Origin of the sequence: Neorhizobium turbinariae (assembly GCF_023223505.1) — a bacterium.
Lineage (GTDB): Bacteria > Pseudomonadota > Alphaproteobacteria > Rhizobiales > Rhizobiaceae > Neorhizobium > Neorhizobium turbinariae.
On record NZ_JALPRY010000016.1, the window covers coordinates 203,398 to 229,015 of the forward strand.

General features: G+C 61.1%; 25 protein-coding genes, 1 tRNA gene and 2 riboswitches. Of the genes, 11 read left to right on the forward strand and 15 right to left on the reverse strand.

From position 1 onward, the window contains the following. Window positions 1–92: 92 nt before the first annotated feature. The gene (gene leuC / locus M0654_RS15330; protein ID WP_118850937.1) at window positions 93–1,502 is read left to right on the forward strand and encodes a 3-isopropylmalate dehydratase large subunit; all 1,410 of its coding nucleotides are present in this window, start codon (window positions 93–95) and stop codon (window positions 1,500–1,502) included. 56 nt (window positions 1,503–1,558) lie between these two features. Here the strand turns inward: leuC and M0654_RS15335 are convergent, their stop codons facing one another. Next, complete coding sequence (locus M0654_RS15335) at window positions 1,559–2,110, reverse strand: L,D-transpeptidase family protein (protein WP_248683856.1); 552 nt, start codon at window positions 2,108–2,110, stop codon at window positions 1,559–1,561. A gap of 128 nt (window positions 2,111–2,238) precedes the next feature. Between M0654_RS15335 and M0654_RS15340 the strand changes: the two genes are divergently transcribed. Both M0654_RS15340 and M0654_RS15345 read left to right on the forward strand, forming a co-directional pair. Continuing rightward, window positions 2,239–2,922, forward strand: coding sequence for a response regulator transcription factor (locus M0654_RS15340; RefSeq protein WP_118850939.1), 684 nt, complete (start codon window positions 2,239–2,241; stop codon window positions 2,920–2,922). Window positions 2,923–2,943: 21 nt separating this feature from the next. Continuing rightward, window positions 2,944–3,399, forward strand: a complete 456-nt coding sequence (locus tag M0654_RS15345; protein ID WP_248683857.1) for a cyclic nucleotide-binding domain-containing protein — start codon at window positions 2,944–2,946, stop codon at window positions 3,397–3,399. 39 nt (window positions 3,400–3,438) lie between these two features. Here M0654_RS15345 and M0654_RS15350 read toward each other — a convergent pair whose 3' ends face one another. The 6 genes from M0654_RS15350 to tesB all read right to left on the reverse strand — a co-directional run bounded on the left by M0654_RS15350 (window position 3,439) and on the right by tesB (window position 10,740). Continuing rightward, window positions 3,439–4,242 (reverse strand): exodeoxyribonuclease III, encoded by an 804-nt coding sequence (locus tag M0654_RS15350; protein WP_248683858.1) that lies wholly within the window; start codon window positions 4,240–4,242, stop codon window positions 3,439–3,441. Between the two features lie 78 nt (window positions 4,243–4,320). Then, on the reverse strand, window positions 4,321–4,956 hold the full coding sequence (locus M0654_RS15355) for an outer membrane lipoprotein carrier protein LolA (protein WP_118850942.1): 636 nt from the start codon (window positions 4,954–4,956) through the stop codon (window positions 4,321–4,323). A 75-nt stretch (window positions 4,957–5,031) separates the two neighbouring features. After that, window positions 5,032–7,728 carry an FtsK/SpoIIIE family DNA translocase gene (locus M0654_RS15360; protein ID WP_248683859.1) on the reverse strand — a complete coding sequence of 899 codons (2,697 nt, stop codon included), beginning with the start codon at window positions 7,726–7,728 and terminating at the stop codon, window positions 5,032–5,034. A gap of 197 nt (window positions 7,729–7,925) precedes the next feature. Further along, window positions 7,926–9,263 (reverse strand): ammonium transporter, encoded by a 1,338-nt coding sequence (locus M0654_RS15365; RefSeq protein ID WP_248683860.1) that lies wholly within the window; start codon window positions 9,261–9,263, stop codon window positions 7,926–7,928. 28 nt (window positions 9,264–9,291) lie between these two features. After that, window positions 9,292–9,642, reverse strand: coding sequence for a P-II family nitrogen regulator (locus tag M0654_RS15370; protein WP_282571652.1), 351 nt, complete (start codon window positions 9,640–9,642; stop codon window positions 9,292–9,294). 210 nt (window positions 9,643–9,852) lie between these two features. Then, window positions 9,853–10,740 carry an acyl-CoA thioesterase II gene (tesB, locus tag M0654_RS15375; RefSeq protein WP_248683862.1) on the reverse strand — a complete coding sequence of 296 codons (888 nt, stop codon included), beginning with the start codon at window positions 10,738–10,740 and terminating at the stop codon, window positions 9,853–9,855. 87 nt (window positions 10,741–10,827) lie between these two features. On the opposite strand from tesB, the gene M0654_RS15380 reads away from it, so the two are divergent. Beyond that, window positions 10,828–12,039 carry a ubiquinone biosynthesis hydroxylase gene (locus tag M0654_RS15380; protein WP_248683863.1) on the forward strand — a complete coding sequence of 404 codons (1,212 nt, stop codon included), beginning with the start codon at window positions 10,828–10,830 and terminating at the stop codon, window positions 12,037–12,039. 9 nt (window positions 12,040–12,048) lie between these two features. Here M0654_RS15380 and M0654_RS15385 read toward each other — a convergent pair whose 3' ends face one another. From M0654_RS15385 to M0654_RS15400, 4 genes are all read right to left on the reverse strand, one after another. After that, window positions 12,049–12,237, reverse strand: coding sequence for a Trm112 family protein (locus M0654_RS15385; RefSeq protein ID WP_118850947.1), 189 nt, complete (start codon window positions 12,235–12,237; stop codon window positions 12,049–12,051). A gap of 7 nt (window positions 12,238–12,244) precedes the next feature. After that, window positions 12,245–12,922, reverse strand: coding sequence for an LON peptidase substrate-binding domain-containing protein (locus tag M0654_RS15390; RefSeq protein WP_248683864.1), 678 nt, complete (start codon window positions 12,920–12,922; stop codon window positions 12,245–12,247). Window positions 12,923–13,036: 114 nt separating this feature from the next. Further along, window positions 13,037–14,008, reverse strand: a complete 972-nt coding sequence (trxA, locus tag M0654_RS15395) for a thioredoxin (RefSeq protein ID WP_248683865.1) — start codon at window positions 14,006–14,008, stop codon at window positions 13,037–13,039. A 57-nt stretch (window positions 14,009–14,065) separates the two neighbouring features. Continuing rightward, window positions 14,066–14,575 (reverse strand): prolyl-tRNA synthetase associated domain-containing protein, encoded by a 510-nt coding sequence (locus M0654_RS15400; RefSeq protein ID WP_248683866.1) that lies wholly within the window; start codon window positions 14,573–14,575, stop codon window positions 14,066–14,068. 259 nt (window positions 14,576–14,834) lie between these two features. On the opposite strand from M0654_RS15400, the gene M0654_RS15405 reads away from it, so the two are divergent. Then, window positions 14,835–14,909, forward strand: a tRNA-Gly gene (locus M0654_RS15405). 160 nt (window positions 14,910–15,069) lie between these two features. Here the strand turns inward: M0654_RS15405 and M0654_RS15410 are convergent. The 3 genes from M0654_RS15410 to metA form a co-directional block, all read right to left on the reverse strand. Next, the gene (locus M0654_RS15410) at window positions 15,070–16,092 is read right to left on the reverse strand and encodes an aldose epimerase family protein (RefSeq protein ID WP_248683867.1); all 1,023 of its coding nucleotides are present in this window, start codon (window positions 16,090–16,092) and stop codon (window positions 15,070–15,072) included. Between the two features lie 86 nt (window positions 16,093–16,178). Continuing rightward, a complete protein-coding gene (locus M0654_RS15415; RefSeq protein ID WP_248683868.1) occupies window positions 16,179–17,360 on the reverse strand; it encodes a vWA domain-containing protein in 1,182 nt (393 codons plus the stop codon). 9 nt (window positions 17,361–17,369) lie between these two features. After that, window positions 17,370–18,290, reverse strand: coding sequence for a homoserine O-acetyltransferase MetA (gene metA / locus M0654_RS15420; protein WP_248683869.1), 921 nt, complete (start codon window positions 18,288–18,290; stop codon window positions 17,370–17,372). Between the two features lie 70 nt (window positions 18,291–18,360). Next, window positions 18,361–18,438, reverse strand: a riboswitch (SAM riboswitch). A gap of 257 nt (window positions 18,439–18,695) precedes the next feature. On the opposite strand from metA, the gene M0654_RS15425 reads away from it, so the two are divergent. Further along, a complete protein-coding gene (locus M0654_RS15425) occupies window positions 18,696–19,862 on the forward strand; it encodes a GGDEF domain-containing protein (RefSeq protein ID WP_248683870.1) in 1,167 nt (388 codons plus the stop codon). Window positions 19,863–19,875: 13 nt separating this feature from the next. On the opposite strand, the gene M0654_RS15430 is transcribed toward M0654_RS15425, so the two are convergent. After that, window positions 19,876–20,715, reverse strand: a complete 840-nt coding sequence (locus M0654_RS15430; protein WP_248683871.1) for an AAA family ATPase — start codon at window positions 20,713–20,715, stop codon at window positions 19,876–19,878. 102 nt (window positions 20,716–20,817) lie between these two features. On the opposite strand from M0654_RS15430, the gene M0654_RS15435 reads away from it, so the two are divergent. From M0654_RS15435 to thiB, 5 genes are all read left to right on the forward strand, one after another. Next, window positions 20,818–21,477, forward strand: a complete 660-nt coding sequence (locus M0654_RS15435) for a thiamine diphosphokinase (RefSeq protein WP_248683872.1) — start codon at window positions 20,818–20,820, stop codon at window positions 21,475–21,477. A gap of 1 nt (window position 21,478) precedes the next feature. Then, window positions 21,479–23,299 carry an ABC-F family ATP-binding cassette domain-containing protein gene (locus tag M0654_RS15440; protein ID WP_248683873.1) on the forward strand — a complete coding sequence of 607 codons (1,821 nt, stop codon included), beginning with the start codon at window positions 21,479–21,481 and terminating at the stop codon, window positions 23,297–23,299. A 159-nt stretch (window positions 23,300–23,458) separates the two neighbouring features. Next, complete coding sequence (locus tag M0654_RS15445) at window positions 23,459–23,911, forward strand: response regulator (protein ID WP_118850956.1); 453 nt, start codon at window positions 23,459–23,461, stop codon at window positions 23,909–23,911. Window positions 23,912–24,019: 108 nt separating this feature from the next. Beyond that, on the forward strand, window positions 24,020–24,418 hold the full coding sequence (locus M0654_RS15450) for a VOC family protein (RefSeq protein WP_248683874.1): 399 nt from the start codon (window positions 24,020–24,022) through the stop codon (window positions 24,416–24,418). A 49-nt stretch (window positions 24,419–24,467) separates the two neighbouring features. Beyond that, window positions 24,468–24,568: riboswitch (TPP riboswitch) on the forward strand. 36 nt (window positions 24,569–24,604) lie between these two features. After that, complete coding sequence (gene thiB, locus M0654_RS15455; protein WP_248683875.1) at window positions 24,605–25,615, forward strand: thiamine ABC transporter substrate binding subunit; 1,011 nt, start codon at window positions 24,605–24,607, stop codon at window positions 25,613–25,615. Window positions 25,616–25,618 lie beyond the last annotated feature (3 nt).

The following is a 25,618-nucleotide window of genomic DNA, read 5'->3' on the forward strand; positions in this document are numbered from 1 at the left end:
TGCGACCGACTTAGCTGATCTTCTCAGCTTGGGCAGCCTGATGCTGCCATTCTTCCCGATACTCACTTCATTCAGCTGAACGGATAGCAGCCATGAGCGCACCACGTACCCTCTATGACAAGATCTGGGACGACCACGTTGTCTCGACCGACGAAAACGGCACCTGTCTTCTCTATATCGACCGTCACCTCGTCCACGAAGTGACGTCGCCACAGGCGTTTGAAGGTCTGCGCATGGCCGGCCGCAAGGTGCGCGCGCCGCAGAAGACGCTTGCCGTCGTTGACCACAACGTGCCGACCACCTCCGACCGCCACGAGGGCATCAAGAACGAGGAAAGCCGCATCCAGGTGGAAGCGCTGGCCCAGAACGCGCGTGACTTCGGCGTCGAATATTATTCGGAAAAGGATGTCCGGCAGGGCATCGTACATATTGTTGGCCCCGAACAGGGCTTCACGCTGCCGGGCATGACGATTGTCTGCGGCGACAGCCACACCTCGACCCACGGCGCTTTCGGCGCGCTCGCGCATGGCATCGGCACCTCCGAAGTGGAGCACGTGCTGGCCACCCAGACGCTGGTGCAGAAGAAGGCCAAGAACATGCTGGTGCGTGTTGACGGCCAGTTGCCGCCGGGCGTCACCGCCAAGGACATCATCCTCGCCATCATCGGCGAGATCGGCACCGCAGGCGGCACCGGCCACGTCATCGAGTTCGCCGGCGAAGCAATCCGTTCGCTGTCCATGGAAGGCCGCATGACGGTCTGCAACATGACGATCGAAGGCGGCGCCCGCGCCGGCCTCATCGCACCGGACGAGACGACCTTCGAATACATCAAGGACAAGCCGCGCGCCCCGAAGGGCACAGCCTGGGACATGGCGCTCGACTACTGGAAGACGCTTCACACCGACGAAGGCGCGCATTTCGACAAGGTTGTCGTGCTTGATGCCGCCAACCTGCCGCCGATCGTCTCCTGGGGTTCCTCGCCGGAAGACGTTGTGTCGGTTCAGGGCGTGGTTCCGAACCCGGATGAGATCCAGGACGAAACCAAGCGTGCCTCCAAGTGGCGCGCGCTTGACTACATGGGCCTGAAGCCGGGCACCAAGATGACGGATATCGCGATCGATCGCGTCTTCATCGGCTCCTGCACCAACGGCCGCATCGAAGACCTGCGCGCCGCCGCCAAGGTAGTGGAAGGCCGCACTGTTGCGCCGACGGTGTCAGCGATGATCGTTCCGGGCTCCGGCATCGTCAAGGAACAGGCGGAAGCTGAAGGCCTCGACGTGATCTTCAAGAACGCGGGCTTCGAGTGGCGCGAGCCGGGCTGCTCCATGTGCCTGGCCATGAACGATGACCGCCTGAAGCCGGGCGAACGTTGCGCATCGACCTCGAACCGCAACTTCGAAGGCCGCCAGGGCTACAAGGGCCGTACGCACCTCGTTTCTCCGGCCATGGCCGCAGCCGCAGCGATCGCCGGCCATTTCGTCGACATCCGCGAGTGGAAATAACCCGCTTCCGCTAAGTCATGCCTCGATGCCCGGCGACAACGCCGGGCATTTTTGTTTCAGCCGACCACCCTCACCAACGTTCCCTTCCGCAGGAACGGCAGCAAGCGCTTCATGTCGCGGAGGCTCACGGCAACACACCCGGCGGTCGGCTGGTAGCCGGGCTTGATCAGGTGGAAGAAGATCGCCGAGCCGCGGTGGCGCCGGCGCGAGGTAATGTTCCAGTCGAGCACAAGGCAGACGTCGTAGAGACCATCCGCCCGCTTCATCTCCTCATGGCTTGGCTTGAAGGGCGCCTTCACCAGTTGGTTATAGGAAGGATGGTCCGGCTGGTCGCACCACAGCATGTCTGCCTTGATGCGCTTCATCGGCAGCCCGGTCGGCGGCAGGCGCACCCGTTCTCCGCGTGTGAAGCCATAGAGAAGCCGCATGCTGGCGATTGGAGTCGCGCCATCGCCTTCCCGCTTCAGGCAGGTCGTGCCTGAACGCCCGAGCGCCGCCTGCATCGTGACCGGGCCAATCGAAACCAGGGCGCGCTGTCGGTTGCGCGGCGCCGTTCGCACCGTGATGATCGTCGGACGATCACGGTGCTGATGACGAGAATGCTGCATTTTTCTCACAAGGTTTTGCTTTGAATATGATTTCGTTTGAATTCATAGCACGTTGGGATTTAGATCGAACAACCTGAATGTGCATGAAAAGGCTTACGCCTGCACCGGGTGAACGAAAGGCATGACGCATGGCAGCACGTACGATACTTCTGGTGGATGACGACGATGATCTGCGCGAGACGCTTGTCGAGCAGCTGTCGTTCTACGAAGAATTCTCGATCCTCCAGGAAGCCAATGCCGCCAAGGCGATGAACACAGCCAAGGCGAGCCAGATCGACCTGTTGATCATGGACGTTGGCCTGCCGGACATGGATGGGCGCGAGGCTGTGAAGCTGCTGCGCAAGAACGGCTTCAAGGCGCCGATCATCATGCTGACGGGCCATGACACGGATTCCGACACGATCCTTGGCCTGGAAGCGGGCGCCAACGACTATGTCACCAAGCCCTTCCGCTTTGCGGTCCTGCTGGCGCGTATCCGTGCCCAGCTGCGCCAGTACGAGCAGAGCGAGGACGCGACGTTTACCGTCGGCCCTTACGTCTTCAAGCCGAGCCAGAAGCTCTTGACCACCGAAGACGGCAAGAAAATTCGCCTGACGGAAAAGGAAGCCGCGATCATCCGCTACCTTTACCGGGCCGGCCAGAAGGTTGTGACGCGCGATATCCTGCTTGAAGAAGTCTGGGGCTATAATTCCGGCGTGACCACGCATACACTGGAAACCCACGTCTACCGCCTGCGGCAGAAGATCGAGCGTGATCCTTCCAACGCCGAGATCCTCGTCACCGAGAACGGCGGCTACAAGATCGTTCCGTAAAGGCAGGCATCAGAACCACCCATGGCGCTTATCGAGGATATCCGGCTGCTGTCCCAGGTCCCGCTGTTCCGGGACATGACCGAGGACCAGCTTCGGCTTGTCGCCTTTGGCGCCGAGCGGCGCCAGGTGGAGCCGGGCAAGCAGCTGTTTCGCGAGAAGTCGCCGGCGGAATCGGCCTTCATCGTCGCGCGCGGCCATTTTGAGCTGCGGGTGACGGGCCGGGATGGCGAGCAACGGGTCGAGGCGGTGGTTGGCCCTGGCACGCTCCTGTCCGAGCTCGCGCTCGTGACGATGGTGGAGCGCAAGTTCACCGCCGTTGCGGTGGAAGACGGCGAAGCGATGAAGATCAGCCGCTCGCTGTTCCACCGCCTGCTGGAGGAATATCCGCAGGTTGGCCGCGTGGTCGAGGCACGCATCAAGGATAACATCGCGGGGCTGGCCAAGGCCGCTGCCGCAATGGAGCATCGGTTCCGATAGATCGACAAGGGCAGCCCGTCAGGCTGCCCTTCACCTACCCTAGAACTTGAACACAGCCGTCACCGGCACATGGTCGGACGGCTGGTTCCAGCCACGTGCTTCCTTCAGCACGTCGATCCGCTCCAGGAAGGGCCCAAGATCCGGCGACGACCAGATGTGGTCCAGGCGGCGCCCCTTGTCGGCCGCCAGCCAGTCCTTCGCGCGATAGCTCCACCAGGTATAAAGCTTTTCCGTTTCCGGCACGTGTTGGCGCATCAGGTCAAGCCAGCCGCCCTTCTGCATCACCTCGATCAAGCCGGAGGTCTCGACCGGCGTGTGGCTGACGATCTTCAGCATCTGCTTGTGCGACCAGACGTCATGCTCGAGCGGCGCGATGTTGAGGTCGCCGACGAGAATGGACGATATGCCGGGCATCGGGTCGGCCTTCAGCGCCTTCATCTCTTCCACGAAGTCGAGCTTGTGGCCGAACTTCGGGTTGATGCTGCGATCGGGTGCATCGCCGCCAGCCGGGACATAGAAGTTGTGCAGCCGGATGCGGCGCGAGCCGCGCTCGAAGATCGCCGAGATATGGCGCGCATCGCCGACATTGCAGTAGTTTTGGCGGTGATCTTCCAGAAGCGGCACCTTCGAGGCGATTGCAACGCCGTGATAGCCCTTCTGCCCGTGGATGATCACATGGGGGTAGCCAAGGTCCTTGAAGGGCTGGAGCGGGAATTCCGGCTCCTGGCACTTGATCTCCTGGAGGCACAGGATGTCCGGCTTGTGGCGGACGATGAACTGCTCGACGATCGGCATGCGCAGCCGGACCGAGTTGATATTCCAGGTGGTGATGGAAAACGTCATAAAAGAAAACCTCGCATTTCACCGCGAGGTTTAGGGAATTTGCGTCGCCGCGGAAAGCGAAAAGGCCGAGGATGCGGCTTAAAGCTTGCGGACTTCGTCGTAGGGGATCGTGAAGACCTTGTTGTCGAAGTTCACGCCGTTGCGGACGTTGTAGATCATCACCGAAGTGTCCTTGTTCTGGGCATCGGTGATCGTCCACTGGCGAAGGTCATAGGTCTTGGAATCGAACATCATGGTGATGGTCGAGTCGCCGAACACAGTCCTGTTGCCGAGCACGATGGTGGTGAGGTCGGATTCCTCGCGGACGTCGCGCACCATCTGGTTGCCAAGGTCGATGCGGTTCGCGAGCAGCAGGCTGAGCGGCGTCTTGGACAGCGGATAGATGTCCCAGGTCTTCAGCTTGAGATTGCCGATCACGACATTCTTGCCGTCTGCGATGACGCGGATCGGGGACGGATCCTCGAAATTGAAACGAAGCTTGCCGGGACGCTCGATAAAGAACTTGCCGCCGGTCTGCTCGCCGCGCGGGCCGAACTGCACGAATTCGCCCATCATCGTCTTAACCGACGAAAAGTGGTCGGCGATCTTCTGCGCGGCCGAGGATGACTGCGCGAAACCAAGCTGCGGGACCAGCGTCGTGGCTGCCAGGCTCAGGAGGCCAAGCGAGAACTGCCGGCGCCCGATATTCGAAAGGATCGATTTTTCTTCTGTCATTCTGGTCTCCTTCCCTGCTTCTCTCGGCGGCAAACACGGCGGCTTGAGGGCAGGCGCGCCGTGATCACGAAAGCCTTACCGATCGAGGATGTCGCTCTCGGTCGGCACCAGTATCTCGCGCTTGCCGGCATGGTTGGCGGGGCCGATGAGCCCCTCCTGCTCCATACGCTCGATCAGGGAGGCGGCACGGTTGTAGCCAATGCCGAGGCGGCGCTGGATATAGGAGGTGGATGCCTTGCCGTCACGCAGCACGATCGCCACCGCCTGATCATAGGGATCATCCGAGTCGGAGAGGTTGGAGGTGCCCGCTGGCCCGCCGCCTTCATCCTCTTCGTCGTCGTCCGCCGTGATCGCATCGAGATATTGGGGTGCGCCCTGCGTTTTCAAGTAGGCGACGATGTCCTCGACTTCCGTGTCGGACACGAAAGGCCCGTGGACACGCTGGATGCGTCCGCCGCCGGCCATGTAGAGCATGTCGCCCATGCCGAGCAGTTGTTCGGCTCCCTGCTCACCGAGAATGGTGCGGCTGTCGATCTTCGAGGTGACCTGGAAGGAGATGCGCGTCGGGAAGTTCGCCTTGATCGTACCGGTGATGACGTCGACCGATGGACGCTGGGTCGCCATGATGACATGGATGCCGGCTGCACGTGCCATCTGCGCCAGGCGCTGGACGGCGCCCTCGATATCCTTGCCGGCCACCATCATCAGGTCGGCCATTTCGTCGATGATGACGACGATGTAAGGCATCGGCTGCAGATCGAATTCCTCCGTCTCGTAGACGGCCTCGCCCGTCTGGCGGTCGAAGCCCGTCTGCACCGTCCGGGTCAGGACCTCGCCCTTTTCGATCGCCTGCTCGACGCGGCTGTTGAAGCCGTCGATGTTGCGCACGCCGATCTTCGACATCTTCTTGTAGCGCTCTTCCATCTCGCGGACGGTCCACTTGAGCGCGACAACGGCCTTCTTCGGGTCCGTGACAACGGGAGAGAGCAGATGCGGAATACCGTCATAGACGGAGAGTTCAAGCATCTTCGGGTCGATCATGATCAGGCGGCACTTTTCCGGCGTGTAGCGGTAAAGCAGCGACAGGATCATCGTATTGATAGCGACCGACTTACCCGAACCGGTGGTACCGGCGACAAGCAGATGCGGCATCTTGGCAAGGTCGGCCACGACGGGTTCGCCGCCGATCGTCTTGCCGAGCGCCATGGCGAGCTTCGCCTTGCTGCCCTCAAAATCCTTGGAGCCGATCATCTCGCGCAGGTAGACGGTTTCGCGCGTCCTGTTCGGCAGTTCGATACCAATTGCGTTTCGACCCGGAACAACGGCGACACGCGCGGCGATCGCACTCATCGAGCGGGCAATGTCATCGGCAAGACCGATCACGCGGGAAGACTTGATGCCTGGCGCAGGCTCGAGTTCATAAAGCGTCACGACCGGACCCGGCCGGACATGGATGATCTCACCCTTGACGCCAAAGTCCTCCAGCACGCCTTCGAGCAGGCGTGCATTCTGCTCCAGCGCATCGGCCGACAGCGAGGCATCGCGCGCAACGGCCTTCGGTTCGTTCAGAAGGTGGACAGACGGAAGCTGGAATCCGTCGGGGGAAATGAAGCTGGATTGTGCGTCACGGGCAACGCGGGCGCTCGGCTTCGGTGGCGTTGCGGCAGGGACAACGCGCGACGAGCTCCGCCCGCCCGCCTGCGAGGCGCGTGAGGCTGCAAAAGGCAGGTCATCGTCATCGGAAAGGATGCCGGCCGGACGCGGCGGCATGTCGTCCATGTCAAATGGTGGATCGTCATCATAGTTGTCATCCAGCGCGGCAATCGCTGGCGTCGACACAACGCGGCGCGGATTGGCGGCACGCGGAGCCGGACCATCCAGCGAAGGCTCCAGCCGCTGGCCCGCCGTCGCCGGCGTCACCTTGGCGCGCACCGGCTCGTTGAGCGTGCCGAACTCGTCTTCGTTGAAATCGTAAGGCTGGTCGAAGGCCACGCGCGGACGCGGCTTGATGCCGACGATCCGACGCAGCCGTGCCTGGGTGATGTACCAATAGTGAGCGATGGCGCCAAAGGCGAGGAAGTTCGACAGGCGCGTGAGAAGCCCGTCCTCATCATCTTCATCCTCGACTTCTTCGCGGCGCGGCCGCGCCCGTGCGACGACAACCGGCTGGTCATCATCGGCAAATTCCTCCTCGAAGGCTTCGCCCACGAGACCGGAGGCAAACAGCATCAGGTAGATGCAGGGGATGGTGAAGATGCAGCCGAGCACGGTTGCCACCATGCCGGTCGGGTAGGCACCGACGAAGAGCGCCGGAAAGCGCAGGATCATGTCACCGATGACACCACCGATACCGTTCGGGATCGGCCAGGTCGGCGGCGCCGGAAAGCAGCCGAGCGTCGCGGCGGCGAGCAATGTGCCGCCGCCCCAGGCAGCCAGCCGTGCAGGAATGCGGTCGTAACGGCGGCCGGAAATGAGCGCCAGCGCCACGGCAAGGATCGGCAACAGCGCGACGATGCTGGCAAGACCCAGGAACTGCATCATCAGGTCGGCAAAGGCAGCACCTGAATATCCGAGAATGTTGGTGGGCGGGTTGTCGGTGGCGTAGGAGAAACTCGGGTCGGACACGTTCCAGGTCGCCAGCGCTGCAACCGCAAGGCCGAGCCCCACGAAGACACAAAATCCGGCCAAGGCCAGTGCCTGTCGCAACACAAAAGCCGTGAGCACATAGCGCGTCGAGTGGTTCGCCATCGTCGCGGAACTGCTTCTGCCCATTTCCTGTACCGCCGTTCTTGCCACGTCCAGCCTGCGCGAGCCGGCAGATGCCTGCGACTCGCACGATTCCTTCCAACGATAGCGGGCGGATGGTTAAGACGGCTTTAACCTCAATGAATGGTGAAGATCAGCCGAAACGGCAAAAGGCCCGGACATTGTCCGGGCCTTCCGTGGTTCGTTTTCTGCGTGCTGCAGGCTTAGTTGTGGTAGGCGGCTTCGCCGTGGCTGGCGAGGTCGAGACCTTCGCGTTCGGCTTCGACCGGAACGCGCAGACCGACGATCACGTCAACGATCTTGTAGAGGATCGCCGAGCCAATGCCGCACCACAGGATCGTGACGATGACCGACTTGATCTGGACCCAGACCTGGGCCGCCATGGTCACGCCTTCGACATAACCGCCGCCACCGAGCGAGGTGCTGGCGAAGATGCCGGTGCCGATGGCCCCGACGATGCCGCCAACGCCGTGGACGCCAAAGACGTCTGCCGTGTCGTCGTAACCGAACTTGTTCTTCACGACCGAGACCGCAAAGTAGCAGAGGGCCGAAGCGATCGCGCCGAGGAAAATCGCGCCGATCGGGCCGACGGCACCAGCGGCCGGGGTGACGGCAACGAGGCCGGCGATGACGCCGGAAGCTGCACCCAGCATGGAAGCCTTGCCACGGGCAAAGGTTTCGATGACGCACCATGCGACGACGGCGCCGGCAGTTGCCGTGAAGGTGTTGATCATGGCGAGGCCAGCGGTGCCGTTCGCGGCAGCAGCAGAACCGGCGTTAAAGCCGAACCAGCCAACCCACAGCATAGAAGCGCCGACCATGGTGAGCGTCATGGAGTGCGGAGCCATCATGTCCTTGCCGAAGCCGGTACGCTTGCCGACCATGATCGCGCCAACGAGACCTGCGATACCAGCGTTGATGTGAACAACCGTGCCGCCGGCGAAGTCGAGCGCACCCCAGTCCCACATCAGGGCGCCGTCACCCGACCAGACCATGTGTGCCATCGGGAAATAGACGAAGGTCACCCAGAGGACGGTGAACAGGATCACCGCCGAGAACTTGATGCGCTCGGCGAAGGCACCGACGATCAGCGCCGGCGTGATGCAGGCAAACGTCATCTGGAAGGAAATGAAGACATATTCCGGAATGGTGCCGGAAATGCTGTCGGAGTTCACGCCTACCAGGAACAGCTTTTCGAAGCTGCCGATATAGGTGTTGAGGCCGCCACCGTTGGTGAAGGCAAGGCTGTAGCCGTACACGACCCAGATGATCATGACGGCCGAGGAAACAACCAGGCACTGCATGAGAACGGAAAGCATGTTCTTGGTGCGAACGAGACCACCGTAGAACAGCGCAAGGCCCGGCAGGATCATGAAGAGAACGAGCACGGTGGACATCAGCATCCAGGCGGTATCGCCGGCGTTGATGGTTTCGGGAGCAGCGGCGGCGGCAGCGTCCTGCGCAAACGCGCCAGCCGGAGCCATCAGGGCCGCAGCCGCGGCACCCAGGCGTCCCAGAGTAGAAATCTTGTTGGATAGCATAGCTTAAAAACTCCCCTGTCAGCCGTGCTTAGAGCGCTTCTGTGTTGGTTTCGCCGGTACGGATGCGCACGGCCTGCTCGATCGAGTAGACAAAAATCTTGCCGTCACCGATCTGGCCGGTCTTGGCGGCAGACGCGATCGCTTCGACGGCGCGATCAACGAGGTCCGTCGGGACGGCAATTTCGATTTTCAGCTTGGGCAGAAAACTTACGGCGTATTCGGTACCGCGGTAGATCTCGGTATGTCCCTTCTGGCGCCCGTAACCTTTGACTTCGGTGACGGTCAGGCCTTGGATCCCGACAGCCGTAAGGGCTTCGCGCACCTCATCCAGCTTGAACGGCTTGATAATGGCCATCACGATTTTCATCTGGCTTCCCATCCTTTGTTTGTCTCGGCGTTTCAGGCCGGATCCTGCTCATCGCGCCAACAAGTGACGGCGACTGAGCAGATACATTCAAAGGGCGTGCCAGATTCGAGGACGATAGGTAATTTACTGAAAGTAAAAGAGAGTTTTCATAAAGCCGCTCAAACAGGCAGTCGCGCGGCCGAATTTGGGCAAAAATATGGGCAGAGATTCAAATATGCATAATTATTGTGCGTCTGCCCGTTTGCGAATCAAACCTTCCTGGGCAACCGAGGCGATCAGCGTGCCGGACCGGGTATAGATGCTGCCTCTGGTCATTCCGCGGGCACCCGATGCACTCGGGCTATCCTGGCTGTAGAGCAACCAGTCATCGAACTGCACCGGACGATGGAACCACATGGCATGGTCAAGGCTCGCCGCCTGCATGGTCGGATCGAACAGTGAGATGCCATGCGGATATAGCGAGACGTCGAGCAGCGTCATGTCCGAGAGATAAGCGAGGACGGCCGCCTGGTAGTGGCGGTTATTTGGCACCTCGCCCACCGTCCGGACCCAGATGTCCTGGCGCGGCTCCAGCTTGTCCTTGCTGAGGTAATGGACGAGCGATGTCGGGCGAACCTCGATCGGCCGCTCCTGCTCCCAATACCGGCGCACGGTGGCCGGCGCCTTGGGCAGGAAGAGCTCCTTGAACTCCTTCTCACCCATCAACTGTTCCGGCGGCGTGACCTCCGGCATCGGAAACTGGTGGTCAAAGCCATCCTCCTCGATCTGGAAGGAGGCAGACAGAGAAAAGATCGCCTTGCCGTGCTGGATCGCCACCACGCGTCGCGTTGCGAAGCTCGATCCGTCGCGGATGCGCTCGACCTGGTAGAGGATCGGCACGGCCGGATCACCCGGTCGCATGAAATAGGCGTGCAGCGAATGAACGAACCGGTCGGCATCCACGGTTCTCTGCGCCGCCATCAGCGCCTGCGCGATCACCTGACCGCCGAAAACCCGCTGCCAGCCGATATCCGGGCTCGTACCGCGAAACAGGTTATGCTCCAGCGTTTCGAGATCCAGCGTCGCGATCAAAGTCTCCATGGCGGAAGGCATTTGGGTCTGGCGCGACATTATGACGATCTCCAACGGTAGGAAGCGGCTGGCCGATGATCTATATCTCGCTCAGAAGTTTCTCAAGTCGTACGGGAGTGGGCGCAAATGCTGGACATGCTGGTTGTGGGAGGCGGTTACGTAGGGCTTGCCGCGGCGGTCGCGGTCAAACAGGCGGCGCCGCATCTTGCCGTGGAAGTGGTTGAGGCCGTGCCCGAGCACGTCTGGCAAAAGGACGAACGCGCTTCGGCGATCATCGCGGCGGCGACGCGCATGCTGGAAGTACTTGGTGTGTGGAACGAGATCCTGCCCGACGCCCAGCCGATCAACCGCATGATCGTCACCGACAGCCGCACCTCGGACCCCGTGCGCCCCGTCTTCCTGACCTTCGATGGAGAGGTCGAGGAGGGCCGCCCGTTTGCCCATATGGTGCCGAATGTCAGCATGGTGCGTGCGCTGCGTGGCGCAGCCGAGCGGCTGGGCATCACCATCCGCCACGGGATCCGCGCCACCGGCTTCACGAACACCGGCAGCCAGTGCCAGGTATCCTTCTCGGACGGCTCGACCACCCAGACGCGGCTGCTCGTCGCCTGCGACGGCGTTCGCTCCAAGCTGCGCGACATGGCCGGCATCAAGACGGTCACCTGGGAATACGGCCAGTCGGGCATCGTCACGACCGTTTCCCACGAGCGCCCGCATGAAGGCGTGGCGGAAGAGCACTTCCTGCCCTCCGGCCCCTTCGCCATCCTGCCGCTCACCGGCAACCGCTCGTCGCTGGTATGGACAGAACGCACCGCCGATGCCGATCGGCTGGTCGAATCGGATGATCTCGTCTTCGAGGATGAACTGCAGCGCCGCTTCGGCCACAAGCTCGGCGAGATCCAGGTGGTGGGAGGCCGCAAGGCATTCCCGCTCGGCCTGACGCTGGCACGCTCCTTCGTTGCACCAAGACTGGCGCTGGCGGGCGACGCGGCGCATGGCATCCACCCGATCTCCGGCCAGGGCCTGAACCTCGGCTTCAAGGATGTCGCAGCGCTGGCGCAGACGGTCGTCGAAGCCGACAGGCTGGGACTGGATATCGGCGCGTTGGACGTGCTGGAGCGTTACCAGACCTGGCGGCGCTTCGATACCTTCCGCATGGGCGTCACTACCGATGTGTTGAATCGGCTGTTCTCCAACGACAACACGCCACTCAGGGTCGCCCGCGACTTCGGTCTCGGCATTGTCGAGCGCATGCCGAAGCTGAAGAATTTCTTCATCGACCAGGCGGCGGGTAAATCGAGCGAGGGTCCAAGCCTGCTGCGTGGCGAGGCGATCTGAGGCTGGCGATCAGTCTTCGATCTTGCGGGCTTCGGACACCAGCATGATCGGGATGCCATCCCGGATCGGGTAGGCGAGCTGCGCCCGCTCCGAAACGAGCTCGTTGCTGTCCCGCTTCAGCGACAGCCGCCCCTTTGTCAGCGGGCAGACGAGGAGGTCGAGAAGCTTCGGGTCGACCTTGCTGAGCTTTTCGTCCATGGCTCGCCTACTGAAGCACCGGCTCGGAATCGCTGAAGCCACGCGCCAGGAATATCTCGGTGATGGCGATCAGGGTTTCGGCGCGCGTTTTCAGGTCCGGCGCCTCCAGGAGCGCCTGCTTTTCAGCAGGCCCGAATGGCGACATCATCGACAGCGAGTTGACGAGCGTGCGGTTTCCGGCTCGCTCGACGCTTTCCCAGTCCGCTTCCAGCTTGTTGGCATCGAGGTACGCGCGGAACACCCGCAACAGTTCCATGCGATTGACGCTGCCCTCGTCATCTTCAGCCGAAAGGTCGGTCATGAAGGGCGCAAGCTTGAAAGTGCGGTACGGATGGCCGCCACCCACTTCCTCCAGCAGGCGCACGCGGCAGATGCCGCTGAGCGAGGTGATGTAGCGCCCGTCGCCGGTTTCGGCAAAGGAGGTGATGCGGCCGATGCAGCCGATGCTCGATAGCGGCGGCCGCACGCTTTCCACGGCACCCTCACCCTCGACAAGCGAAGGCTGCACCATGGTGACCAACCGATCGCCGGCCAGTGCCGCATCGAACATGGCCAGGTAACGCGGCTCAAAGATGTTGAGAGGCAGTTGGCCGCCCGGCAGAAGCAGAGCCCCCGTGAGAGGAAACACAGGTGCCGTTTCCGGCAGATCCTCACGCTTCAGATATCTCGCATTTCCCACATGCATGGGTCCGACACCTCCCGACCTATCGGCTCAGACCGGCGACAAGCTCGCCACCCGGAGAATGTGGGGCAGCTGTTTCAGATCGCAAGGCCAAGGAGCGGGAGGCGCTCCTGCTTGTTACGAAAAAAGAATGGACGACAGGCGTCGACGGGCAGCAATCGTGGCCGGATCCTTCGGACCCCATACCTCGAAGAACTGCAGAAGCTGGCGGCGGGCGCCGTCATCATCGAAGGTCCGGTCCTTGCGCATGATCGTCAGCAGGTGATCTGCCGCCTGCTCCCGCTCTCCCTGAACGTTGAGGATCTTCGCAAGCTTCAGCCGCGCCTCGTGATCGTCCGGGTTGGCGTCGAGCTGGCGCTGCAGCGCAACGGGGTCACCCAGCTTGCGAGCCTCCTCGATCTGCTCGAGTTTCTTGGCCACGGCCTGCACCGCCGGATCCTTCGCAAGATCCTCGGGAAGCGAGCCCAGCATCTGGCTTGCGCGATCAGTGTCTCCGAGCGCGATCAGGCATTGCATCATGCCGGCCGCCGCCTTGGCGTTTTCCTGGTCGGCCTGCAGCACGGCGCCATAAAGCTGTGCCGCACCCTGAACGTCTCCATTGCCGAGCAGCGTTTCGGCTTCCGCCAGGACCGCTTCGATCTCAGCGGCCTGGTCGGCACCCGGAGGGCCGGCGAGCTTTTCGATGAACTGGCGGATCTGGCTTTCCGGAACCGCGCCCATGAAGCCATCGACCGGACGCCCGTCAACAAAGGCGATGACCGCCGGGATGGACTGGATGCCGAGCTGCCCGGGGATCGACGGATGGTCGTCGATGTTCATCTTGACCAGCTTGACCTGGCCCCTGCTCTCGTTGACCACCTTTTCGATCACCGGTGTCAACTGCTTGCACGGACCGCACCACGGCGCCCAGAAATCAACCAACACCGGCTGGCGACGCGATTCCTCGAGAACATCCTTGGTGAAGCCGGCTGTCGTCGTGTCCTTGATATAGCCGGCTTCCGCAGCAGCCGCAGGCGCTCCGCCATAGCTGGCCGTGGCATTCATCTGCCCGCCATAGGAGCCCCCGTAGGGATTGTCTGTGCCGCTCATGAATGTTCTCCCGAAGCGCTTGCTGTCATTGGCAATCTTGCTTGCAAAGATCGTATGTCAGTCCGTGACTTTCAAGACAAGCGGACGATGGCCGGTCGCCTCGAGAAAACGGATGAGGTCATCGCGACCGATCGATGTCGTGGCATCGTTGGAAAGCGGATGCCCGTTGATGATGTCATGCTTCATCAGGTCTTCGTCCAGCACGAAGGTGACATTGTTGCCGGTATCGTTGAAGGCACCGAAGGCGGTGACAGAGCCCGGCACGACGCCAAGATATTCCATCAGCTTTTCCGGGCGACCGAAGGAGACGCGGCTCGACGCACCAATCACCTTGTGCACCGTCTTGAGGTCGACCGTGGCGCGCTCCTCGACGGTCAGCACGAAGTACTGGTCCTTCTTGTCCTTGACGAAGAGGTTCTTCGTGTGGCCGCCGGGAATTTCGTCGCGCAGGCTTTCTGATTCCGACACGGTGAAGACCGGCGGATGGTTCTTGGTCGAATGCCGGATGTTGAGGCTGTCGAGGAACTGGAAAAGATCGCTCGGCGTCTTGGGCAAAGAATCGGTCATGGGCAGTTCGGCTCTGGTTGAAGGCGTGCGGGACTATAGCCGGGCGCCCGGAACTGGCAAGCGAAGGCAATCCTGCCGGCATCAACAACAGCAAAATCCTTGCTTTGCAGGCGCTTTGCGAGGTCGCGAATTTTTCTTCGCATCAAACGCAATTTTCCTGTTGCATCTGAAAACGGTCTGGGCCATATAGCGCCCGTCGCCGGCAACGAGCCGACGGCGCCACGGTCTAGCGAACTACCCCAGACCGATGGATTGATGAGCGGGCGTAGCTCAGGGGTAGAGCACAACCTTGCCAAGGTTGGGGTCGGGCGTTCGAATCGCCTCGCCCGCTCCAGTTTTCTCCCAGACAGAAAAACTGACAGAGCGACGACGAAGCGTCCTTTCGCGAACGCACGGCGCAACATTTCCCACCACCCCCAATCGCCTAGAGACGCCCGCGTAAGCGAGCGCCCTGTCGATCAGCCCTCATGACAGGAAGACGCCAGGCGCCTCCCTCAGCTCTTCGAAAAGACGTAGTCAGTGTCCTGAACCAGCGTTTCGCCGGGGCGCAGCACGACGTTCGGGAAGCCTTCGTGGTTGATGGCATCCGGCCAGATCTGCGTTTCGAGGCAGAAGCCTGCGAATGGCCCGTAGCGACGTCCCTCGAGCCCCGGCACGGGGATCTGCGGGATCTTGAAGCCGGCATAAAACTGGATGCCGGGCTCCGTCGTGCGCACTTCCATCGAGACGCCGGAATAGATGCTGCGCACCAGCGCCACCGAACGCTTCGGGACCCGGTTCTCCGACAGGCAATAATTGTGGTCGAACAGCACCTGGCTGCCGCCATCCTGGCGGTTCATCGGGCCCATTTCGCGCAGGTCGTAAGCCGTGCCCGCGACCGGCGTCAGTTTGCCGGTTGGCAACTGCTTCTCATCGACCTCGACCAGATGGTCGGCGGCGATCATGATGTCGTGGGCGAGCGCATCCTCGCGACCGTCGAGGTTGAAATACGAGTGCTGGCAGATATTGGCGAGCGTCGGCTGGTCGGTCGTCGTCTCGTAGCGCACCGACAACGCGCCCTCGTCCTTCAGTTGGTAGGTCGCCGTCACCGTGCAATTGCCGGGATAACCGGCGCGGCCGTCCGGATCGGTGATGCGCAGCACGACCTTGTCAGCGCCATGCTCGACAATTGTCCAGTTGCTGCGCCCAAGCCCATCCGTGCCGCCATGCAGGTGTCCGATGCCCGGCTGGTTCATCTCCAGCTGGTACTGCTTGCCGTCCAGCGTGAAGCGCCCGCCGGAGATGCGGTTGGCGCAACGGCCCGGGGTGGCGCCGAAATACTGCGAATGCACCGGATAGTCGTCGAAGTTCTCGAAGCCAAGCACCAGCGGCGGCTCATGGCCTTCGAGCCGCAGGTCCTGGATCACCGCACCCCAGGTGATGACATTGGCCGTTAGCCCGCCACCGGTGAGCCTGACGCGATAGACCGGCTCGCCCGTTTCCGTTTTGCCGAATAGCTCAAGATCCTCACCGATCATCACATGCCCTCCACCCGTGTTTTCGCGGCCAAACTGCGCGATTTGCGGAAAACCCGCAACGTCAGCGCCGCTTAATTTTTGTCATGTCAGCGGGTCAGCACCCGCGTCGCCTGTTCCAGCCCGCCGAGCGTCAGCGGATACATGCGCTCGTCCATCAACTGCCGCATCAGCCCGATCGAGGTCGTGTAGCGCCAATGCTCATCCGGCACCGGATTGAGCCAGGCGCAGCGGCGGAAGTGATCCGTGACACGGCGCATCCACGCCGCTCCCGGCTCCTTGTTCCAGTGCTCCACAGACCCGCCGGGATGAGTGATCTCGTAGGGGCTCATCGAGGCGTCGCCGACGAAGATCACCCGGTAGTCGCTGCCATAGCTGCGGATCAGGTCCGTCGTCGCGATGCGCTCGGACCGGCGCCGGTTCTCCTTCCAGACCCCTTCATATAGACAATTGTGGAAGTAGAAATGCTCCATGTGCCGGAACTCGGCGCGCGCGGCGGAAAACAGTTCCTCGACGATGCGGATGTGGTCATCCATCGAGCCGCCGACATCAAAGAACATCAGCAACTTCACGGCATTGCGCCGTTCCGGCCGTGTCTGGACGTCGAGATAACCATGCTCCGCGGTGGAGCGGATGGTGCCAGGCAGGTCGAACTCGTCAGCCGCACCTTCTCGCACCCAGCGACGCAGGCGCTTCAGGGCGATCTTGATGTTGCGCGTGCCAAGCTCGACCGTATCGTCGAAATCGCGAAACTCGCGCTTGTCCCAAACCTTCACCGCCCGCCGATGGCGCGACGTGTCCTGGCCGATCCGCACGCCTTCCGGATTGTAGCCATAGGCGCCGAAGGGCGAAGTGCCGCCCGTGCCAATCCATTTGGAGCCGCCCTGGTGGCGCCCCTTCTGCTCTTCGAGCCGCTTCTTCAGCGTCTCCATGAGCTTCTCGAACCCGCCAAGTGATTCGACGAGCTTCTTTTCCTCGTCCGTCAGGTGCTTTTCGACAAGCTTGCGCAGCCATTCCTCCGGAAGCTCGGCCACATCGACACCCGGCGCTCCGGACACGGCTTCGACGCCGCGAAAATAGGAGGAGAACACCTGATCGAACCTGTCGATATGCCGCTCGTCCTTCACCAGCGCGGAGCGGGCGAGGAAATAGAAGGCTTCGACATCAAAATCTGCCAGTCCCTCTTCCAGCCCTTCGAGGAGCGCCAGGAATTCCCGCAGCGTCACGGGTATCTTCGCATCCCGAAGCTGAAGGAAAAACGGAATGAACATGCGGCCGCCTTACTCCGTGCCGATCTTCTCCAGATCGTATGGCGTGGTTTGGTAGATCTCGTTGATCCAGTTGCCGAACAGAAGATGCGCATGGCTGCGCCAGCGGTTCAAGGGCGTCAGCGTGTCATCGTTATGCGGGAAATAGTCATGCGGCATCTTGATCGGGATGCCGGCATTGACGTCGCGGAAATATTCGTCGGCGAGCGAGGTGGAGTCGTATTCGACGTGGTTGAACATGTAGAGGCGTTTGCCGGCCTTCTCATGCACGAGGCAGATGCCCATCTCGTCGGATTCCATCAGGATCTCGAGGTCGGGCACCTTTTCGACATCAGCGCGACGCACCTCGGTCCAGCGCGAAACGGGCACCTGGAAGTCGTCCGAAAAGCCGTTGAGATAGACGGATGACGGAGCAAGATTGCGGTGGCGGTACACGCCAAACGCCTTTTCCTTCAACTCATATTTCGGCACGCCGTGGAAGTGGTAGATCGCCGCCATCGCGCCCCAACAGACATTCATGGTCGAATGCACGTTGGTGACGGTCCAGTCGAAGATCTGCTTCATCTCATCCCAATAGGTGACCTCTTCGAAGGGAAGCGTCTCGATCGGCGCGCCAGTGATGATGAAGCCATCGAACTTGCGGTGCTTGACCTCGTCCCAGGTCTCATAGAACGACAGCAGATGCTCTTCCGACGTGTTCTTGGCCTTGTGGCCGCCGACACGGACGAGCGACAGCTCCACCTGCAGCGGCGATGCTCCGACCAAACGCGCGATCTGGATCTCGGTCTTGATCTTGTTGGGCATGAGATTGAGAAGCCCGATCTGCAACGGACGGATATCCTGCCGCACGGCGACGGTTTCGGTCATCACCCGCACCCCTTCCGAAACAAGGGTGCTGAAGGCGGGAAGCGTATCTGGAATCTTGATCGGCATGGCTGAACCCAACAAAAAATAAAACCGGCGGCGACGAAATCGCGACCGGTCCGGAAAAGGATGTACTGGGTGTCATCTTCTCGCGGCCCTTTAGCGACTTTTTTAACGTGGCTGCAAGCCGGCCGGCCAAATCACCACAAAACACAGTTGCTCAAATAAGCCTTGCTATCGCGCGCGTCAATGGCAGCGAAATCTTCCAAAGAGCCGAAACTGGCTACTCAGATCCAGAGCGGATGGGCCGATACCGCCATGGTCATTCAAAGCAAAGCCTTTCGCGCCCGAGGTCCTCTCTCTACTGGCCCTCCAATCCTTGTTACCCACACCCTAACGCCGTTCAGAGGAATTTAATATCTGCACTCTTAAAGGTTGCATACATTGTTCTGTTGTTGGGGGGCGGCGTCTACGATGGAGACGGGCAATATCATTATTTTTATCCCTCCAGCCCTCTTCACAATCGTCTCGCTCGCCTTTCTTTTGCTTTGGCAGCTGAAGATCACACCCTCGTGGCAGTGGAGCGCTGGGTTCGCCCAAACTGCCTTAGGCTTCGTTTTATCAACATTCTCGATCGAGCCATCATTCGATGCGTTCTCGTCCGGCCTTGTCTTTATCGGGGCAGCCTACTGTTACGCCGGTGGGCTGCTAACCCATTTCGCCGCCCCTCAATCCCGGCGGGAACGTTTGGCATTCGTAGTCGCATACACAATCGTCTTGGCGTATTCTGTCTTCACCTTGGGAAGCCTGAAGGCACAGCTATTCGTGACCGATGTGGGCTTCGCTCTCCTCCTAGTACACGCTGTTTGGGCGGCTATCACCCGAGCGACCCGGCCTGTTGATATCGCGCTCTTAGTTTCGACTGTCCTTGTGATATTCGATTCCGTGCTGCGGGCGGTGTTTTTCACGTTCTTCACCGATCTGAGCGATGATTTAGGTGACTTCGCCCACTCTGCCTATAATCTCGCGGTGCATGTTACCACGATCACCGTTTGCATGTTCTTCCCGTTCACCGCTTTGGCGGCTACCGCATCGTCAGCGATTGAAAGATACCGTGACGATGCTAGCCGGGACCCATTAACGGGTCTTCTAAATCGCCGAGGCTTCGAACAGGTTATCGCCAGCCGCCGCAGGTCTGCCGCGATCGGTGGCGCGGTCGTCACCTGTGACATCGATCACTTTAAGCAGATCAATGACAGTTACGGACATGCGGCAGGTGACAAGGTAATTGCTGGGCTTGCGCACGATCTCGATTGCGCGGTCACGCAGTGCGGATATGCAGCGCGCATTGGCGGCGAAGAATTCATCCTCTTCATTCCCAATGCCACAGAACGCGAAGCGATCGCGATGGCCCAACTCGTGCGAGTATCTTTTGCGGGACGAAATTGGGATCAATTTGGCATCGTGACCCCGGTTACCGTAAGTTGTGGCGTCTCTACAACCAATGATCGTGAGCCAACGCTTGATCCTGCTATTGAACGCGCCGATCGGGCGCTGTACGCGGCCAAGACAGCAGGCCGCAACAGGGTCATTGGCGAAGCCGACATGGCCAGCTTTATCTATAGGGCTAAGACAGCCTGACACGCTTCCGAACTTACCTCTCGCGCCTTGCCATGAAGGCCATGCGCTCGAAAAGATGCACGTCCTGCTCGTTCTTCAACAGTGCGCCGTGCAGCTTGGGCAGGGCGTTCTTCGGGTCGGCGCGCAGGTCCGCGGGATCGACATCATCGGCGACGAGCAGCCGGATCCAGTCGAGCGCTTCGGAGGTGGACGGCTTTTTCTTCAGCCCCGGCACCTCGCGGATCTCGTAGAACTGGTTGAGCGCGTTGCGCACGAGCGCCTGCTTGATGCCCGGGTAATGCACCTCAACGATGCGCGCCAGCGTCTCGGCGTCGGGAAAGCGGATGTAGTGGAAGAAGCAGCGCCGCAGGAAGGCGTCCGGCAGTTCCTTCTCGTTGTTGGAGGTGATGATCACGATTGGCCGCACCTTGGCCTTCACCGTCTCGCCCGTTTCATAGACGTGGAACTCCATGCGATCGAGCTCCTGCAACAGATCGTTCGGGAACTCGATGTCGGCCTTGTCGATCTCGTCGATCAGCAGCACGACCTTCTTGTCGGCGGCAAAGGCCTGCCACAGCTTGCCGCGGCGAATGTAGTTGGCGACATCATGGACGCGTTCATCGCCGAGCTGGCTGTCACGCAAGCGCGAAACGGCATCATATTCGTAAAGCCCCTGCTGCGCCTTGGTGGTGGACTTGACGTTCCATTCGATGAGATCGAGGCCGAGCGCTGCCGCCACCTGCCGCGCCAGTTCGGTCTTGCCCGTGCCCGGCTCGCCCTTGACGAGCAGCGGCCGCTCCAGCCGGATCCCGGCATTGACCGCGACCATCAGGTCCTTGTCGGCGATATAGTCGGCTGTACCTTCGAAATGCATGCGTGTGTCCTGCCATCCAAAAACTCGCTGCTAACTAGGGACTCGATTCTTCAGAGGCAAGCGCAAGCCGCTTTCCCTCCGCCCCCGCTTTACGCTATGGGCATGGCCATGATCGCATCCACCTTCACCATCCTGCTGGGCGGCAATCTCACCGTCACCGACCGCGTCAAAGCCGCGGTCGCAAGCAGCCGCTTCATCGCGGCAGACAGCGGCATGCGGCATGCGCCGGCGCTGGGGGTGATGCCTGAACTGTGGGTCGGCGACTTCGATTCTACCGACGATGATATGATCCATCGGTTCCCGCAGGTGGAGCGCAAGACCTATCCGCCCGCCAAGTCTGAAACAGATGGCGAGATCGCGACGGCGGAAGCGGTCGAAAGAGGCGCCCGCAAGCTCGTGTTCCTCGGCGCGCTTGGCGGCGAACGGAGCGACCACGCGCTCCAGCATCTGCTGCATGCAGTAAGCCTGGCCGAGCAGGGCTTCGAGATTTCCCTTTCATCCGGCGAGGAGGAGGCCCTGCCCCTGATCGCCGGTGAACGCCGCACGCTCGACCTGCCGGCCGGCGCCCTGTTCTCGGTCATCGGCTTCTCCAGGCTCGAAGGCCTCGACATCCGGGGAGCCCGCTATCCCCTTCAAGACTTCACGCTTCCCTTCGGCTCCTCGCGCACCGTTTCCAATGTTGCGGAAGGCCGGGTGGAACTCCATCTACGCAGCGGCAAGGCGATGATCCTCGCCCGCCCTTTTGATTTTACAGGAGCCTGATTTGGCGCCCCCAATCCTCAAACTCGATGACATATTCCTGAGCTTCGGCGGCGCGCCCCTTCTTGCAGGCGCCGGCCTGCAGGTCGAGCCGGGTGACCGTATCTGCCTTGTCGGTCGCAACGGCTCGGGCAAGTCGACCCTGATGAAGATCGCCGCCGGCATGGTCGAGCCGCAGTCGGGCGAGGTATTTCGCCATCCCTCCTCGACGATCCGCTATCTGGAGCAGGCGCCGGATTTCAGCGGTTACGATACCGTACAGGCCTATGCCGAAGCAGGGCTCGGGCCTGGCGATGACCCATACCGCGTCACCTATCTACTGGAGCATCTCGGGCTGACAGGCCAGGAAGATCCCAAGACGCTATCCGGAGGAGAATCGCGGCGCGCGGCGCTGGCGCGCGTCATGGCTCCGCAGCCGGATATCCTGATGCTCGACGAGCCAACCAACCACCTCGACCTGCCGACGATCGAGTGGCTGGAAGAGGAACTGCGCAAGACGCGGAGCGCCCTCGTCCTCATCTCGCACGACCGGCGTTTCCTCGAGAAGGTATCGACCGCCACCGTCTGGCTCGATCGCGGCACATCACGGCGCCTCGATCGCGGCTTTGCGCATTTCGAGGCTTGGCGCGACGAGGTTCTGGAAGCCGAGGAACTGGAACAGCACAAGCTCGGCAAGGCGATCGAGCGCGAGGAGCACTGGCTGCGCTACGGCGTGACCGCGCGGCGCAAGCGCAACATGCGCCGGCTTGGTGAACTCCAGACGATGCGCGCCAACTACCGCGGCCACAAGGGTCCGCAAGGCACCGTGCAGGCACAGATCACCGAAGGCCGTGAGTCCGGCAAGCTGGTGATCGAGGCGGAAAACATCACCAAGAGCTACGACCGACCGATCGTGGCGCCTTTCTCCATTCGCGTGCATCGCGGCGATTGCATCGGTCTCGTCGGGCCGAACGGCGCCGGCAAGACCACGCTCCTGAAGATGCTGACCGGGCAGCTGGCGCCGGACACGGGCACCGTGAAGCTCGGTACCAACCTGGAGATCGCCACGCTCGACCAGAAACGTGAAGACCTCAATCCGGAAGACACCCTGTCCCATTATCTGACGGACGGGCGCGGAGAGACCTTGCTGGTGAACGGCGAGCAGCGTCATGTCGCGGGTTACATGAAGGACTTCCTGTTCCAGCCCGAGCAGATCAGGACGCCGATCAAGAACCTCTCCGGTGGCGAGCGCGCCCGCCTCATGCTGGCGCGGATCATGGCCAAGCCCTCGAACCTGCTGATCCTCGACGAGCCGACAAACGACCTCGATATCGAAACCCTCGACCTGCTGCAGGAGATTGTCGCGGGTTACAGCGGCACCGTCATCCTCGTCAGCCACGATCGCGACTTCCTCGACCGCACCGTCACCTCGACGATTGCGCCCGCCAACCCGGATGCGCCCGATGGCCGCTGGATCGAATATGCCGGCGGTTACACCGACATGCTGGCGCAGCGCCGCGGCGCGCTGGAGGAAAAACGGCGGGTGGAGAAGGCCGAAAAGGCGAAGTCTGATTCCGCCGCGCCGGCTCCGGAAACACCAAAGGCCAAGGGCAAGCTTTCCTACAAGCAGAAGTTTGCGCTCGAAAACCTGCCGAAGGAGATGGAGAAGGCGGAAGCAGAGATCGCAGCCCGCGAACAGAAGATGGCCGACCCCAACCTCTTTACCAAGAATCCCGCTACCTTCAACCGTCTGGCAGCCGAGATGGAAAAGCTGCGGGAAAAGTTGGTGAAAATGGAAGAGGAATGGCTGGAGCTTGAGATGCTGCGCGAGGAGCTGGAAGGCTAGATTAAGATTTCGTTAGGCTTAACAAATAGTTACGCACAGAAATATTTGTCACAAGCCGGAACAACTCTGTCCCACACGCCGTTCGATGTGCAGGAAAAGGCCGAAACATCACGTTGAGACTTCGGCAGTTTCACAACCCTGAACGGATGGGGACGTCTCATGCTGACAAATGTAATGCGTAGTCGGCTGGCCAGTGAAGCGATGAACCAGCGCGTATTGATCGTCGAGGACGAGTTCCTGATTGCCCTCGATGTCGCTGAAACGGTTGAGGGCATGGGCCTGCAGGTCGCAGGTTTCGCAAGCGGACGCAAACATGCCATGACCCTCGGCGCCCATGCGGATATTGCCCTTGTCGACGTCAACCTTTCCGACGGTCGCACCGGGCCGGAGATCGGTCGCGAACTGGCGCAGGAATATGGCGTCACCGTCATCTTCATGACAGGCAACCCGGAAGACGTTGAGGATGGCGTCGATGGTCCGCTCGGCGTGCTGACCAAACCGGTCATGCCCGAGGTGGTGGAACGGACGATCGATTATGCGATTGCCAACCGCCTGGGCGGCATGGCCGTCGTGCCACGCGAACTTCGGGTCTTCCCGCAGAGCAGGCACTGATCGTCCGCAAACGTCGAAAATAAATCGGCGACCGCTGTCGGCTGGGCCACGCCGCGCCCGTCCTTGGGCCATGCACCAAACGCATCATCCAAGGACGAGGAGACTGACATGCGGATGATTTTCGTAAACCTGCCGGTTGCCGATCTTGAAGGCGCCACGCGTTTCTACACGGCGCTCGGCTTCACCCGGAACCCGGACTTCTCCGACGATACGGCAAGCTGCATGATCGTCAGCGAGCAGATCTACGTGATGCTGCTGACCCACGAGAAGTTCAAGGGCTTCATCAATGGTGAGATCAGCGACGCCAGGACATCCACGCAGGTGCTGAACTGCCTTTCCGCCGGCAGCCGAGCTGAAGTCGACGACTTCAAGAAGAAGGCGCTCGCCGCCGGCGGCAGCGAATGGAAGCCGAACATGGAGTTCGGTCCCATGTACGGCTGCTCCTTCCAGGATCCCGATGGCCACGTCTGGGAGATCATGTACATGGACATGGGTGCGGCGGCCTGAGCCGCCCATCTCGCTCTTGCCAGTTTCTCCCTCTGCCAGTAAATCTTGTTCCGCTCTAACGGGGTGCCGCTGATCGCGGCTGAGAGGCTTGGCCAACCCGCGGAACCTGATCCGGTTAACACCGGCGGAGGGATTAGACGGCTCTTGATCAGCGCCTATTCCCGTCACTTGAAACTGGAGGCGCCGATGCGCGGGTTTATCATTTCCCTTCTTGCGGCAGCGGCCGCATTTTCCGTCGCCACCCATGCGCTGGCGCAGGAAAAGACGCTCACCGTCTACACCTATGAAAGCTTCACGGCCGAATGGGGTCCGGGACCCAAGGTCAAGGAAGCCTTCGAGAAGACCTGCGCCTGCCGGGTCGACTTCGTCAGCGTCTCGGACGGCGTTGCCCTGCTGACCCGACTGCGGCTCGAAGGCGAAAATTCAAAGGCCGATCTGGTTCTTGGCCTCGACACCAACCTGATCTCGGAAGCCAAGGCCACCGGCCTGTTCGAGCCTCATGGGCTGGACATGGCGGCAGTGGACGTGCCGGGTGATTATTCCGACGACACCTTCATCCCTTATGACTATGGCCATTTCGGCGTCGTCTACGACACCAAGGCTATCAAGACCCCCCCAAAGAGCCTGAAGGAACTGGTCGAGGGCGACCCATCACAGAAGATCGTCATCCAGGATCCGCGCACTTCGACGCCCGGACTCGGCCTGCTGCTCTGGATTCGCTCAGTTTACGGCGACGAGGCACCGGAAGCATGGGCCAAGCTCAAGAAGCGCGTGCTCACCGTCACCCCCGGCTGGTCTGAAGCCTATGGCCTGTTCACCAAGGGCGAGGTACCGATGGTCCTCTCCTACACGACCTCGCCGGCCTACCATATGGTGGAGGAGAAGTCGGACCAGTATCAAGCCGCCGCCTTTTCCGAAGGCCATTACATCCAGATCGAGGTTGCAGGACTGCTGAAGGGTGCAAAGGACAAGGACCTTGCGAAGGATTTCCTGCGTTTCATGGTCTCGCCCGCTTTTCAGGACGTCATCCCGACGACCAACTGGATGATGCCGGTGACCAAGACCTCCGAATCCCTGCCGGAAGCGTTCAACAAGCTCGTGCAGCCGAAGAAGACCTTCCTGATGGGATCCGACGAGGTGGCCAAGAACCGCCAGGCCTGGATCAATGAATGGCTGGCAGCGATGAGCCTCAACTAGCGC

What these genes read in the sequence shown, in the direction of transcription:
- leuC (WP_118850937.1), top strand. Translation starts at nt 93, where the DNA reads ATGAGCGCACCACGTACCCTCTATGACAAGATCTGGGACGACCACGTT.
- M0654_RS15335 (WP_248683856.1), bottom strand. Translation starts at nt 2,110, where the DNA reads ATGCAGCATTCTCGTCATCAGCACCGTGATCGTCCGACGATCATCACG.
- M0654_RS15340 (WP_118850939.1), top strand. Translation starts at nt 2,239, where the DNA reads ATGGCAGCACGTACGATACTTCTGGTGGATGACGACGATGATCTGCGC.
- M0654_RS15345 (WP_248683857.1), top strand. Translation starts at nt 2,944, where the DNA reads ATGGCGCTTATCGAGGATATCCGGCTGCTGTCCCAGGTCCCGCTGTTC.
- M0654_RS15350 (WP_248683858.1), bottom strand. Translation starts at nt 4,242, where the DNA reads ATGACGTTTTCCATCACCACCTGGAATATCAACTCGGTCCGGCTGCGC.
- M0654_RS15355 (WP_118850942.1), bottom strand. Translation starts at nt 4,956, where the DNA reads ATGACAGAAGAAAAATCGATCCTTTCGAATATCGGGCGCCGGCAGTTC.
- M0654_RS15360 (WP_248683859.1), bottom strand. Translation starts at nt 7,728, where the DNA reads ATGGGCAGAAGCAGTTCCGCGACGATGGCGAACCACTCGACGCGCTAT.
- M0654_RS15365 (WP_248683860.1), bottom strand. Translation starts at nt 9,263, where the DNA reads ATGCTATCCAACAAGATTTCTACTCTGGGACGCCTGGGTGCCGCGGCT.
- M0654_RS15370 (WP_282571652.1), bottom strand. Translation starts at nt 9,642, where the DNA reads ATGGGAAGCCAGATGAAAATCGTGATGGCCATTATCAAGCCGTTCAAG.
- tesB (WP_248683862.1), bottom strand. Translation starts at nt 10,740, where the DNA reads ATGTCGCGCCAGACCCAAATGCCTTCCGCCATGGAGACTTTGATCGCG.
- M0654_RS15380 (WP_248683863.1), top strand. Translation starts at nt 10,828, where the DNA reads ATGCTGGACATGCTGGTTGTGGGAGGCGGTTACGTAGGGCTTGCCGCG.
- M0654_RS15385 (WP_118850947.1), bottom strand. Translation starts at nt 12,237, where the DNA reads ATGGACGAAAAGCTCAGCAAGGTCGACCCGAAGCTTCTCGACCTCCTC.
- M0654_RS15390 (WP_248683864.1), bottom strand. Translation starts at nt 12,922, where the DNA reads ATGCATGTGGGAAATGCGAGATATCTGAAGCGTGAGGATCTGCCGGAA.
- trxA (WP_248683865.1), bottom strand. Translation starts at nt 14,008, where the DNA reads ATGAGCGGCACAGACAATCCCTACGGGGGCTCCTATGGCGGGCAGATG.
- M0654_RS15400 (WP_248683866.1), bottom strand. Translation starts at nt 14,575, where the DNA reads ATGACCGATTCTTTGCCCAAGACGCCGAGCGATCTTTTCCAGTTCCTC.
- M0654_RS15410 (WP_248683867.1), bottom strand. Translation starts at nt 16,092, where the DNA reads ATGATCGGTGAGGATCTTGAGCTATTCGGCAAAACGGAAACGGGCGAG.
- M0654_RS15415 (WP_248683868.1), bottom strand. Translation starts at nt 17,360, where the DNA reads ATGTTCATTCCGTTTTTCCTTCAGCTTCGGGATGCGAAGATACCCGTG.
- metA (WP_248683869.1), bottom strand. Translation starts at nt 18,290, where the DNA reads ATGCCGATCAAGATTCCAGATACGCTTCCCGCCTTCAGCACCCTTGTT.
- M0654_RS15425 (WP_248683870.1), top strand. Translation starts at nt 18,696, where the DNA reads ATGGAGACGGGCAATATCATTATTTTTATCCCTCCAGCCCTCTTCACA.
- M0654_RS15430 (WP_248683871.1), bottom strand. Translation starts at nt 20,715, where the DNA reads ATGCATTTCGAAGGTACAGCCGACTATATCGCCGACAAGGACCTGATG.
- M0654_RS15435 (WP_248683872.1), top strand. Translation starts at nt 20,818, where the DNA reads ATGGCCATGATCGCATCCACCTTCACCATCCTGCTGGGCGGCAATCTC.
- M0654_RS15445 (WP_118850956.1), top strand. Translation starts at nt 23,459, where the DNA reads ATGCTGACAAATGTAATGCGTAGTCGGCTGGCCAGTGAAGCGATGAAC.
- M0654_RS15450 (WP_248683874.1), top strand. Translation starts at nt 24,020, where the DNA reads ATGCGGATGATTTTCGTAAACCTGCCGGTTGCCGATCTTGAAGGCGCC.
- thiB (WP_248683875.1), top strand. Translation starts at nt 24,605, where the DNA reads ATGCGCGGGTTTATCATTTCCCTTCTTGCGGCAGCGGCCGCATTTTCC.